This window comes from Rhizobium sp. Leaf453, assembly GCF_001425605.1.
GTDB lineage: Bacteria > Pseudomonadota > Alphaproteobacteria > Rhizobiales > Rhizobiaceae > Pararhizobium.
Genome location: NZ_LMRG01000013.1, coordinates 1 through 12656 on the forward strand (window position 1 = coordinate 1; position 12656 = coordinate 12656).

Annotated in this window: 10 protein-coding genes and 1 pseudogene; 3 read left to right on the forward strand and 8 right to left on the reverse strand. The window is 58.1% G+C overall.

Going from position 1 to position 12656, the window contains the following annotated elements; translation table 11 throughout:
* Both ASG68_RS32055 and ASG68_RS17080 read left to right on the forward strand, forming a co-directional pair.
* Positions 1–201, forward strand: a pseudogene (locus ASG68_RS32055) (hypothetical protein); the annotation flags it as partial.
* 263 nt (positions 202–464) lie between these two features.
* Positions 465–2930 carry a PAS domain-containing protein gene (locus ASG68_RS17080; RefSeq protein ID WP_162243543.1) on the forward strand — a complete coding sequence of 822 codons (2466 nt, stop codon included), beginning with the start codon at positions 465–467 and terminating at the stop codon, positions 2928–2930.
* A 334-nt stretch (positions 2931–3264) separates the two neighbouring features.
* Here the strand turns inward: ASG68_RS17080 and ASG68_RS17085 are convergent, their stop codons facing one another.
* The 3 genes from ASG68_RS17085 to ASG68_RS17095 all read right to left on the reverse strand — a co-directional run bounded on the left by ASG68_RS17085 (position 3265) and on the right by ASG68_RS17095 (position 6688).
* A complete protein-coding gene (locus ASG68_RS17085) occupies positions 3265–3690 on the reverse strand; it encodes a response regulator (RefSeq protein WP_062581651.1) in 426 nt (141 codons plus the stop codon).
* A complete protein-coding gene (locus ASG68_RS17090) occupies positions 3687–4814 on the reverse strand; it encodes a PAS domain-containing protein (protein ID WP_062581653.1) in 1128 nt (375 codons plus the stop codon). Before ASG68_RS17090 ends, ASG68_RS17085 begins: the two co-directional genes overlap by 4 nt.
* Before the next feature lie 62 nt (positions 4815–4876).
* A complete protein-coding gene (locus tag ASG68_RS17095) occupies positions 4877–6688 on the reverse strand; it encodes a PAS domain S-box protein (protein ID WP_062601929.1) in 1812 nt (603 codons plus the stop codon).
* Positions 6689–6892: 204 nt separating this feature from the next.
* On the opposite strand from ASG68_RS17095, the gene ASG68_RS17100 reads away from it, so the two are divergent.
* Positions 6893–7129 carry a hypothetical protein gene (locus tag ASG68_RS17100; protein ID WP_062581657.1) on the forward strand — a complete coding sequence of 79 codons (237 nt, stop codon included), beginning with the start codon at positions 6893–6895 and terminating at the stop codon, positions 7127–7129.
* Between the two features lie 239 nt (positions 7130–7368).
* Here ASG68_RS17100 and ASG68_RS17105 read toward each other — a convergent pair whose 3' ends face one another.
* The 5 genes from ASG68_RS17105 to ASG68_RS17125 all read right to left on the reverse strand — a co-directional run bounded on the left by ASG68_RS17105 (position 7369) and on the right by ASG68_RS17125 (position 12649).
* Positions 7369–8967, reverse strand: a complete 1599-nt coding sequence (locus ASG68_RS17105) for an MFS transporter (RefSeq protein ID WP_062581659.1) — start codon at positions 8965–8967, stop codon at positions 7369–7371.
* Entirely contained in the window at positions 8964–9404 is a 441-nt protein-coding gene (locus ASG68_RS17110) for a DoxX family protein (RefSeq protein ID WP_062581661.1), read from the reverse strand. The genes ASG68_RS17105 and ASG68_RS17110 overlap by 4 nt, the downstream gene beginning before the upstream one ends.
* Before the next feature lie 214 nt (positions 9405–9618).
* The gene (locus ASG68_RS17115; protein WP_062601932.1) at positions 9619–11601 is read right to left on the reverse strand and encodes an amidohydrolase; all 1983 of its coding nucleotides are present in this window, start codon (positions 11599–11601) and stop codon (positions 9619–9621) included.
* Complete coding sequence (locus ASG68_RS17120; protein WP_062581664.1) at positions 11601–11888, reverse strand: XapX domain-containing protein; 288 nt, start codon at positions 11886–11888, stop codon at positions 11601–11603. The genes ASG68_RS17115 and ASG68_RS17120 overlap by 1 nt, the downstream gene beginning before the upstream one ends.
* Positions 11889–11959: 71 nt before the next feature.
* The gene (locus ASG68_RS17125; protein WP_062601934.1) at positions 11960–12649 is read right to left on the reverse strand and encodes a hydrolase; all 690 of its coding nucleotides are present in this window, start codon (positions 12647–12649) and stop codon (positions 11960–11962) included.
* Between the last annotated feature and the right edge of the window lie 7 nt (positions 12650–12656).

Sequence of the window (12656 nt, forward strand, 5' to 3'; positions counted from 1 at the left end):
CGCAGGAAGATGCGCGTCTGTGTGCTGGCGCAGGAAGATGCGCGTCTGTGTGCTGGCGTCGTCAAGGAGATCGCTCGAGCAAAAGGTCTCGTGAACGACCCGGGCGCGATCGGAAGCCTGACAGCATTAGTCGCCAGGCTTTACAACAGAGGCATGCGCGATCGCGACCAACTCCTGACGGAAAGTCTCACCTCGGACTAGGCTTATCCATTCCTGCCTCTTAGCACCAAACAGGAGGCTCCGCTGGAATGCGGGAGCAATATACTCAAGGATTAGTGACGACACCATTGCAGCAGTGGTATGCAGAGGTGGAACAGACGCGCCCTTTTTTCGCTTTATAATTTCCTGATTTTACGGCTATCCTCGTCAAATGTGGTCGAGCGCCGCTGGTGCCCCTATCACCAAAAGCCTGCATTATTTATAGAAGAATGCGCTATTGCGCGAACGATATTAGAGGCCCTTACATGATGCACGCGCTTTCGGCCGCAGATGGAGAAATGGCCGAGCGAATTCGTATGTTCGACTGGCGGGGATCAAATCTTGATCCGATCGCCGATTGGCCACTCGAGTTGCAGACAACACTTGCGCTTTGCCTGAGCACCGACCTTCCCACCGCAATTTATTGGGGCAAAGATTTCCGGCTGCTTTATAACGACGCTTGGGCACCGATCGCCGGAGAGAAGCATCCTTGGGCTCTCGGACGGCCTGCCTCGGAAGTGTGGTCGGATATCTGGCACATCATTGAGCCTCAGCTGAACTCGGTGATCGAGCGTCGCAAAGGCTTTCGGGTGGCTGACCAGATGTTGCCGATGCTCCGCGGAGGACGGGTTCAGAATACGCACTGGGATTACAGCTTTGCTCCTATCTTCGCAGCAGGCGGGCGCGTTGTCGGGATTTTCAATCAGGGCACCGAGACGACCGCGCGGCTTTCCGCGGAGCGGGCTCTCCGAGCAAGTGAGGAGCGGCTGGAATATGCGCTCGGCGCCTCCGAGACGGTCGGCACCTGGGATTGGGACATCCCGAATGATCGCTTGGTTGCGGATGCTCGCTTCGCAAGGATTTACGGCGTTGAGAGAGAAGTGGCAGCCGGCGGCGCCCCGATCGCGCAGTACTTTACTTTGGTTCATCCTGATGATTTGGCTCGATTGAAAGCTACTATTGCTGAAGCGCTCGAAACTGGAGCCCCATTTTCCCAGGAATACCGTCTGATTAACCGCGATGGATCGATCCGTTGGGTTTCGGCGCAAGGGCGGGTGACGCGTGCACCGGACGCGACGCCACTCCGATTCCCTGGTGTTTCGTTTGACGTGACCGACAGGCGTGTGGCGGAAAATGCGTTGCGCGAAAGCGAAGAACGTTTCCGCGCGATTACAAATTCGATCGACCAGATGATCTGGTCAACGCGTCCCGATGGACATCACGATTACTACAATCAGCGCTGGTACGATTTTACCGGTGTACCGCCTGGGTCCACGGATGGAGAAGCGTGGAATGGCATGTTCCATCCAGAGGATCAGGATCGCGCTTGGACAACCTGGCTGCACTGCCTCTCGACGGGCGACACTTACCATATCGAATACCGCCTCCGTCATCGCAGTGGCGACTACCGCTGGGTTCTTGGACGGGCTCAGCCGGTCAGGAATGAAGCTGGCGAAATCACCCGTTGGTTCGGCACCTGTACCGACATCCAGGAAATCGTAGACGCACGCGAGGTCCTAGCAAAATCGCGCGAGGAGCTGACAAGAGAGATCGAAAAACGTACGGCCAAGCTCGTCGAGGCTCAGGATCAGCTAAGGCAGGCACAGAAGATGGAAGCAGTCGGACAGCTGACCGGAGGTATCGCCCACGACTTCAACAATATGCTCGCAGTGATCATTGGTTCGGTCAACCTTCTGGAAAAGAGGTTGGCTCGCGGCGAAACAGATCTGGCGCGCTTTATCGAGGCAGCGAAGGATGGCGCCAATCGCGCCGCTTCTCTGACACAACGCCTGCTTGCTTTTTCAAGACGGCAGCCACTCCAGCCGGAGGTGATTGACGCAAATCGGATGATTGCCGGAATGTCGGAGCTGCTGACGCGCACACTCGGCGAGCTCGTTTCCGTGGAAACGGTTCTCGCCACCGGCCTTTGGAAAGTCCATGCCGATAACAGTCAGCTTGAAAATGCCATCCTCAACCTCGCGGTAAACGGCCGCGACGCCATGCCGGTCGGCGGTAAGCTGACTGTAGAGACTGCCAACTCGTACCTGTCGGAGGAATACGCCTACGACAATGCGGTTGCGGCCGGCCAGTATGTGATGATCGCGGTATCCGACACTGGCACAGGTATGACCCCAGAGGTTATGGCGAAGGCGTTCGATCCCTTCTTCACGACAAAGGAGGTTGGCAAGGGGTCGGGCCTCGGACTCAGCCAGATTTTCGGTTTTGTTCGTCAGTCTAACGGACACGTCAAGATTTATTCGGAGGAAGGAGTTGGATCTTCCGTCAGAATTTATCTTCCACGATATGATGGCGAAATCGGACCCAAAGATAATCATGTGGTCTTAGTGTCGTCAGGTCGTGGCAGCCTTTCCGAAACCATACTCGTCGTCGAAGATGACCAGAGAGTTCGCGCTTTCTCAACAGAAGCGCTTCGAGAATTGGGGTACACCGTCGTTGAAGCCGGCTCCGGTGCCCAAGCGCTCGCTTTGGTAAATGCAGGGCTTAAGCCAGACCTTTTGTTCACCGATATCGTTATGCCTGGAATGACGGGCCGTGAGCTTGCCGATGCCGTAACGGGGCTGTTACCTACTGTGAAGGTCCTATATACGACCGGCTATACCCGAAATGCCGTCGTCCACAACGGAGTTCTCGGCAGAGAGACACAGCTTCTTCAAAAGCCGTTCAGCCTTGATCAGCTTGGTGAGAAGGTGCGGAGAGTATTGGACCTCTGATCAGCACCAATCTAAACCCCCGCTACGACGTCGCCTGTCGCTTCTATTCCACCAACCGAAAAAGCCCATCTGTTTCGCACTAGACATTACATTCATGCGAGAAGCTGCGGATTTTTAAAAGCACGTGCTCTTGCTGATACCGCGTTGGCCCATACGACGACGGAAAATGCAACTTAGGTGGGACCTACCGGGCTTTGGTCGCCGGCGGCCGATCGTTCAAGGGCTCGTCGATCAACGCGTGCAGCCTCGGTTTGACCTCTTTCAGAACATTTTGGTTGTCACTCATCGATTCCTGCATTTCTGCTGAAGTTAGGCCGACGCTCCTCCTTGCGTCTTAGCCAAACCGCTTCGCGACATGCGCATCTTCCGCCAGAACCAGACTTGCGGGCGGCGACCCACTCTCGTCGCCTTCGACGATTGCGCAAATGTAAGTCAGGGCATTTTTCATTCCATTCATCGTGTAAGGCTTTTCAATTGCACCAAGGGCGCCGGCAAAGCCTTCGGGGATCCTTTTAATATTACCGCTCACGAAGATATAGGGAATGCCCGCCGCTGCTAGTTCACGACCCACGTCGATCCCGGTTGGGCCATCCATGAGGTGGATGTCGACGAATGCGAAATCCGGCTTGGACGCGTTGATCTGCTTAAGCGCCTGGCTGCTGCTCATGGCTATGCCTGTGACCTGATGGCCCGCCATCTCCACCTCAGCCTCGAGCTCCATGGCGAGCAGCATTTCGTCTTCGACGATCATAACTTTCAATGTGTATTCTCCTGATGGTCGCCGACAAGCAGCACCACATCGACAACCGTCTTTCGGCCATCCTGTTTACGTTCGATTTCAGCGCCGAGCTGCAAAGCAGACGCCTCGATCAACATGCGTCCAAGCTCGGTGCTTTCAATATCAGGCTCAACTGGTTCGGATGTGTCCTCGACACGGATCAGAAAATGACCGTTGAGGCGTTTGACCAGCACGTGGATGTCGCCGCCGCCGTCCATGAGGCCCCGTCGAACTGCATCGCCGACCAACTCATTGACGATCAGGGACAAAGGCGTGGCTTTGACAGCGGGCACGAGCAGCGGCGAAAGATCCAAAGACAGACGGATGTCGTTTCGGCCAGTGGCATCGACAAGATCTGTCACCAATTCCTTTGTGAACTCTGAGACATCGAACTTCGACACGTCGTCGAGCGTGAACAGCTTTCGCTGAACCGTGCTGAGGGCCTCTATTCGGTTGAGGACCGACATGAGTGTCTGCCTTTGCCGGTAATCGGCGGTGATGCGTACCTGCATTTTTACGATGGAAGCCATCGTCAGCAGGTTATTTTTCACCCGATGGTCCACCTCGTGGACCAGCAGCGTGCGCGCCTCCAGTGCTGCCTTAAGGTTGGCGGTGTTTTTTGCCACCTCCGCCTCTGCCTCATGGCGCGCAGCCGCCAGGTCTGCTTCCCGGCTTTTGACCGTTGTGAAATCGAGCTGTGACGCAAAGAAATAGATGATTGTCCCGGCCTCGTCCCGGACGGGGCTGATGAATACCGCGTTCCAAAACGTGGTGCCGTCTTTCCGGTAATTAAGGATATCGACAGCAACATCGTGGCCGGCCGCGATGCCCTCTCGGATCTTCGCGATCGTTGCTTTGTCAGTCTCTGGACCCTGCAGGAAACGGCAATTGCGCCCGATTATCTCGTCATCTCTGTAGCCCGTGAGCCTTCGGAAGGCTTCGTTGCAGAAGATGATCGGATTGTCGGACTGGTTCGGATCGGTGACGATCATTGGCATCCGGGTCGCCTTGAACGCGGCCGCAAATGGATCCTCGCTTACATGTCCGGCGACGAGACGGTCGCCGGCGTTGCGGGCATCGGTCCGATATTGATCCTTTTCTTGCATGGGGGTCCTAATCGTATTGTCCGCAACAAATGCCGCGGCTGGGGAATTGGTTCCGGTTTTTGTCAGGGCAAAGACGTTGTCGTCGCTTCAATCTCGCAAATCACACCGGACGGATCATACGTGATTGTCGATTTGCCGTTCAGCTCCGCGGCCAACAAGCGTTCGACGAGGCGGGACCCGAAGCCCTTGCGGGTCGGAGGGCGAACCTCCGGTCCGCCCATCTCCCTCCAAACGAGGCGAAGATCTCCGGTCTCTTTAGCGAAGCTCCAGCTGATGGCAATTCTGCCTGTCGCATTGAAGAGTGCACCATATTTGGCAGCATTTGTGCCGAGTTCATGGAGAGCAAGCGAGAGTGACGCAACGACCTTTTGCGGCAGCAAGACGAGATCACCAGAAACATCAAACCGCTCTGAAGGATATGGAGCGATAGCCTGCTCTACCACAGCCTTGAGATCGGCACTCTGCCAATGCCCCTCTGCAAGAAGGTCGTGGGCATGTGCCATGGCCGAAAGGCGAGCCTCGAAGGCGGTAACAGCACCGCTGGCCCCACCATCTTTTGCCAGGGTCTGACGGGCAATCGCCATGACCGTCGCAAAGACATTCTTCACCCGGTGGTGCAACTCGCCGATTAGCACTGCCTGAAGCCGATCCGCTTCCTTTTTCGCAGAAATATCGTGAGCGATCTTGGATGCGCCGATAATTCCGCCGGCACTGTCGTAGATTGGCGAGACGCTGAGGAGAACATCGACGAGTTGGCCATCTTTGTGACGGCGTCTGGTTTCGTAAGGCTCCACCGTCGATCCGGCCCTGACGCGGCTCAACAGCGTCGGCTCCTCGTCGATCCGATCAGCAGGGACAAGGGTCAGTACGGACTGACCGATGATCTCCTCCGCCTTATAACCGTATAGCCTCTCCGCCGAGGCGTTCCAAGACGTGATAGTCATATCGAGATCGATGCCTAGGATGGCATCATTGGAAGATGCGATGATTGACGCCAGCTGGCGCTCGACCTCCTGCCCTTTTTTGCGTTCGCTGATATCGATCGAGATGACCGCAACCTGGCGAATCCTGCCGCTATAGTCTCGAAGCGGTGAGACGGTATTGTTCACCCAGACGGGACTGCCATCTTTTCGGACATATCGCTTTTCGAGATCGAAGCTCTCGCCGGTCTGTGCAAGGCGCTGGTACAATCGGGTCTGCTCGGGCATATCGTCGGCATAGGTAATGTCGCGGATGTTCTTGCCGAGCAGCTCCTGTTCCTCATAGCCGACAATCTCGCAAAACCGCTTGTTGACGTGCAGGATCTCGCCATTGAGGCTTGCTTGGCCGATCCCGGCCGCGGACTGCGATATTACAGCGCGCAGCCGTTCTTCGCTTGCCTGGAGCGCCCGATCGGCGCGAACGCGATCCGTCGTCTCGTTAACAATGCAGAAGACGCCGCGAACGGTGCCGTTTTCATCGCGGATCGGGGAATAAGAAATGTCAAAATACACAGTTTCCGGGTAGCCGTGCCGCTCGATATAAAATGGGCGGTCCTTGGCGGCGACCGTCTCGCCTTTGTCCAAGACTTGACGCAGGAGCGGTTCGAGGTCGTCCCATAGCTCGCTCCAGTTTTCTCGTGCCGGGCGACCGAACGCCTTCGGGTGCCGTTGTCCGATCGAAGGTGCATAGGGTGCGTTGTACACGGCGACGAAGTCCGGCCCCCAGAACAAAACGATCTGCGCCATGGAAGGCAGCATAATGTCGATAGCAGATCTCAGGCACGGAGGCCACAGCAACGGCGGGCCAAGCATGGACTGGTCCCAGTCTCCGCGCTCAATCATCCGAGAAATTTCGTCCTGCCCTGAGAACATTGTCCCCGTTTCGTTCGGCATCGGCGCCCACTCTAAATCGTTGCGATGTCGCAAACGTTCGTCCCAGTGCTCAATGTATAGCGTGAAATGGTCGCAGCAAGGTCTTTTCGCAATGAAATCAGCGTCAAGTCCGACAGGCCGCCAATAATTTCTCGCTAACCAAAGCAGCTGACTTGACCCCTTCTGGCTGATTTCCCATATGTGCGCCGCGAGAAGGGAGAGGGTATGCGCGCATTTTTGGAAACGTCATTCGGTCCGAACGAATTGTCGGTTATCGACCAATCATTCAAAGACTGGCTGGAAACTCACCACTTGACCAAGAACAGCGCAGAGGCTGAGCTTGCCGCTGCGATCATCATAAACCTGTATCGCGAGGGACATAACACCAGGCAGGAATTGGACACTGCCATGTCCCTACATTGCGGTCTTGCCGATCTTGGCGAGTTGGCATTGCGCTCTTGAAGAGATTTCGAACCGTCCATGTTTCTGTTCATTTCCATAATCAACTGAAAACACTGAACTATAGGGAGGGGCGGTACGCCGAAACACAATTGGCGGCGTTGATATCGAAATGCTTCAATTCCATCCGACTACACCATGGTCGGTGGAAACGCTCGACACAACAATGGCGTTTACATTTTCGAACCAATTGCCACAAATGAAACGATGGGCGACCGTAGAGGCCGCCCATCGGCGTTTGATCACGCTACGCCCGGTCTGTTGATCGTCACGAAGTGGTGAACGACAGGCTTTTCTGGGCCTGAGTGATAGGCGAGCACTTTGCCCTGCAGGTCGGCATCCGCATGGGAGACACGCTTGTGCTGGCGAAGATGCTCGGCCCAAGATTCCACCATGAACCATTCGACCATCTTTTCAGGATCTGCTGCGTCTTCCGTCACGCCCCAGCCATAGGCACCATCGCGGCGACGCTCCTGGGAGAGCGTACCCAGCGCATGCAAGAAGGCTTCGCGGTGCTGCTTTTCGACATGGTACTCGATCAGGATGAGGACCGGACCGCGGTCATGGGCGACCGGTTCGGCGACGAGGGGTTCCGGCCAGTGGTTCGAAGGTACCATATCCTCGTCGCCGGCGGGCAGTTTCAGGCGATGCATGATGAAGCCTGCAACCAGCAGTCCGGCCATGCCGATCAGCAATGCACCCGGCACACCCACGGCTTCGCCGATTGCGCCCCAGCCAAGGCTACCGGCTGTCATCGCACCGTTGAAGACGGTGAGGTAGACGGCCAGGCCGCGGCCACGCACCCAGTTCGGAAGGACAGCCTGCGCCGCGCCGTTCAGCGTCGTCAACGCGGTGATCCAGGCGCCGCCAAGGAAGAGCAGCACGATGATGGCAACGAACTTCGGCGGAGCGAGCGAAAGGACGCCCATGACGCCTGCCGTGATGATCGCGGCACCCAGCAGAAGACCGTCGGCGCTCAAGCGGTCACGCAGCTTCGGCATGACAAGCGCACCACCGATCGCGCCAGCGCCAACCGCACCAAGCAGGATGCCGTAAAAGCTGGCGTCACCACCGAGAAGCTGGCGGGCGACGAGCGGCAGAAGAGCCCAGACAGCGCTCGCAAAGGCGAAGAAGATTGCAGCGCGCAGCAGGACGACATGCAACGGCTGGCTGGCGCGGGTGTAACGGAGACCAGCACGGAAGGCACCGAAGAAGTTCTCCTGAAGCACATCATTGGCATTCTTGGCGCGCGGCCACCAAACCAGCGCGGCGATGACGATGATGTAGCTGGCGACGTCTGCGCCGTAGGTGAGGCCCGCGCCGAAGGCTGCGAGCAGCAGGCCGCCAGCGGCCGGGCCGATCGAACGGGCGATATTGATACCGAGTGAGTTGAGTGCCACTGCGCTTTTGACATCCTCGCGCTTGACGAGTTCAGGCACGATTGCCTGCCAGGTCGGCCCCATAAGGGCAGCGCCGATGCCACCGAGGAATGTCAGCCCGATCAACGCACTCACAGACAACATTCCGGTGTGGGCGAGCGCCATCAGGCTGATGCTGACGGAGGCAAGCAGAAGCTGGACGGCGATCAGGAATTTGCGGCGGTCCAGAATGTCGGTCAGCACGCCGGCCGGGATGGCAAGCAGGAAGATCGGCAGGGTGCCGGCCGCCTGAACCATGGCAACGGCGGCTGGAGACGCGGAAAGATCCGTCATCAGCCAGGAGCTTGCGACGTCGCGCATGAAGCTGCCGGTATTACCGAGAACGGTTGCCCCCCAAAGAACGGCGAAAACGGGTTGGGCGAGCGGAGCAAAACTGCTCCCCGTGGATTTTGCGGCGCTCATTTTTTGGCTCCCTTGGTGATATCGAGGATGGCGACGAGGACAAAGGCGCCTGCGAGACCGAGATGTTCGAAGAAGGCATTTGTCGCCATCATCCGCTCCATTCCGTCAGGTAGTTCCCAGAAGCGAAGCGCGATGAAGGTGGCGAGGATAGTGAAGCCCGCAAGAGCAGAGGCGCCTACCCAGCGCAGGAAGCCGGAGACCACCATGGCGGAGGCCGTGAGTTCGAAGGCGATGACGGCGATAGCGAAAGCAGGGGCCGGGTGAAGGCCGAAGTGGTTCATCTCGGCGATCGCGCCGTCGAAGTCGACGATCTTGGTGAGCGGCCCCTGAATATAGGCCGCGCAGAGCGCGAGAAGTGCGACCGTCCGTGTCGCGGGTGCGGCAGCGACCTCAAGGAGAAACCCGCGACGGGCTGTTGAACGTGGGTGAGTGGTCATTGGTGCTCCTTCGATCTGGGCCGTTTTGTACGAGCGGCACTGCGTCGTTCGATGGAGCGATATTGACCGGAACCATTGACTCCAACAATTGCATCAATGGTTTCGATTTAATTGCATAATTTGCAATTATCTATCGACGCCCAGGCGACGCCGAAAAGGAGGGCGGGCGGCGGTCAGCGCCACCCGCCCCTCACTGTCATGTGATTGTCGGCTCTCAGGCGGCCCAGCAGGAGCAGCCGAGCGCGCCGAAGAAGCCCTTGAGGTCGGCGATCGGCAGCTTCGAGGTCCAGGCGCCGGCGTGGTCATGGCCGTGGACTCCACAATCGCTGGCGCAGCCGCAGGTGGAGATCGCCGTGCGGCGCAGCGAGCGGGCGCCGGCGCCATCAGGCTCGCCCCAGGCGGCGTAACCGCCGAACGTGCGAACAGGCGACCAGTCCGGCATGGCCGGCGGAATGTCGCTCTCGTCAAACCTGGCGAAATCACCAGAACCGTAAACGATCTTGCCGCCAACCATGGTGAGATCGGAGGTGAGGAAGGAGATCTCGTCCTCGGCACATGCAAAGAAGTCCTTGCTCGGCACCACGAGATCGGCGAACTGCCCCTTCTCGATCCGGCCCTTCTTGCCTTCCTCATTGGAAAACCACGTGACCTTCTCCGTCCACATGCGAAGGGCAGTCTCGCGATCGAGGCAATTGGCGCGCGGATAGAGTTGCATGCCGCCCACGGTCTTGCCTGTCACCATCCAGGAGAGTGATACCCAAGGATTGTAGGAGGCAACGCGGGTGGCGTCGGTGCCGGCAGATACGTTCACGCCCTTGTCCAGCATGCGCTTGATTGGCGGCGTCGCCTCCGCCACGCCATGGCCGTAGCGCTCCACGAAATATTCGCCCTGATAGGCCATGCGATGCTGCGTGGCGATACCGCCGCCAAGCGCCGCGATGCGGTCGATCGAGCGCTCGGAAATGGTCTCGGCATGGTCGAAGAACCAGTTGAGGCCTTCGAGCGGAATATCCTTGTTGACCTTCTCGAAGACGTCGAGCGCTCGCGAGATCGTTTCGTCATAGGTGGCGTGCAGGCGCCAGGGCCAGCGGTTTTCAGCGAGAACGCGCACAACTTCCTCGAGTTCGCCTTCCATCTCCGGCGCCATCTCCGGGCGCGGCTGGCGGAAATCCTCGAAATCGGCGGCGGAGAAGACCAGCATCTCGCCGGCGCCGTTGTGGCGGAAGTAATCGGTGCCCTGCTTGTATTTGACCGAAGACGTCCAGTTGATGAAATCCTCCTTTTCCTGCTTCGGCTTCTGGGTGAAGAGGTTATAGGCCAGACGCACGGTCATCTGGTTTTCGTCGGAGAGCTTCTGGATGACCTGGTAATCGTCGGGATAGTTCTGGAAGCCGCCGCCGGCATCGATGACACCGGTCACGCCCAGGCGGTTCAGTTCGCGCATGAAATGCCGCGTAGAGTTGACCTGATAGTCGAGCGGCAGCTTCGGGCCCTTGGCCAACGTCGAATAGAGAATGCCGGCGTTCGGCTTGGCCAGCAGCATGCCCGTCGGGTTGCCATTGCCATCGCGAGTGATCTCGCCGCCGGGCGGGTTGGGCGTATCGCGCGTATAGCCGACAGCACGAAGGGCGGCACCATTGAGCAGCGCGCGGTCATAGAGATGCAGCAGGAAGACCGGGGTATCAGGAGCGATCGCGTTGATCTCCTCGATGGTTGGCAGGCGCTTTTCGGCGAACTGGTGTTCGGTAAAGCCGCCGACGACGCGCACCCATTGCGGCGCCGGTGTAATCGCCACTTGGCGCTTGAGCATATCCATGGCATCGGCGAGCGAGCGCACGCCATCCCAGCGCAGTTCCATGTTGAAGTTCAACCCGCCGCGCACGACGTGGGTGTGGTTGTCGATCAGGCCGGGTAATACGCGCTTGCCTTTGAGGTCGATGATCTTCGTTTCCGGTCCAGCCAGCGCCATGATCTCGGCATCGGTGCCTACTTCGAGAAAGGCGCCATCCTTGATCGCGACAGCGCTTGCCGTCGGATTGCTGCGGTCAAGCGTGGTGATGAGACCGTTGTGAAGGATCAGGTCGGGATGCACGTGGTCTACTCCGGTCTGGTTGGGCTCAGCGGCTTTTGCCGTTGAAAAGAGGTTTGAAAGCGCCACGCTCGACGCTCCTCCAAGGAAGGTTCGGCGCGTGGTCATCAGCCGTGCTCCTCTACATGCGGTTGCTGGTGACGGACAACATCCACACCCTCACGACCCTTCGGCATGTGGCCGAACATGTGCGGCTTGATCTGATGAATCCAGGAAATCGCGGCGGGCTCCTTGCTCCACAAGGTTTTTGCGAATGGAACGATCTGCTCGCCGACGAGAATGCCGAAGAGACCGACCAAAGCTATGACCGGCGGAGCCGGCGAGCGAACATTGAGAAGACTGTAGACGATGCCGACCAGCAGTCCGGCACACAACGACATGAGATAGAGCTTCATGGGGTTATCCTCGATTAATGGAGACGCCGCTCTGGAAAAACTGTCGTCTCAGAGCGGCTTTGCCGTTTGCCTTACTTGGCCGGGTTCGGGCCGATGCGCTTGCCGTGCTTGACGCGCTCTGCACCACCATGAACATGCGTGACTGCGTAATCGATGCCCATGCCGTAGGCACCGGAGTGCTCCTTCACCAGCGAGGTGACGGCGTCGTAGGTTTCCTTGCGCGCCCAGTCGCGCTGCCATTCAAGCAGAACCTGCTGCCAGGTGACCGGGATGACGCCGGCCTGAACCATACGGTCCATGGCATATTTGTGAGCGTCCGATGAGGTGCCGCCGGAGGCATCGGCAACCATATAAATCTCATAATCCGGCACGTCGTGGAGAGCCGAAAGCGCGAAGGTGGTGTTGCAGACTTCGGTCCAAAGCCCGGAGACGACAATCTTCTTGCGGCCACCCGTCGAATTCCTGGCCAGCGCATCACGAACGTTCTGGTCGTCCCAGGAGTTCATGGACGTGCGCTCGAGAATGTCGTTTTCCGGAAATACGGCAAGCAGTTCGGGGAAAGTGTTGCCGGAGAAGGATTCGGTTTCGACCGTGGTAATCGTTGTCGGAATGTTGAAGATCCTGGCTGCCTTGGCAAGGCCGACGACGTTATTCTTCAACGCTTGGCGGTCAATCGACTGAACGCCGAAAGCCATCTGCGGCTGCTGGTCGATGAAAATGAGCTGGCTGTTTGCAGGGGTGAGGACTTCGAGCTTCGACATTTTCGTT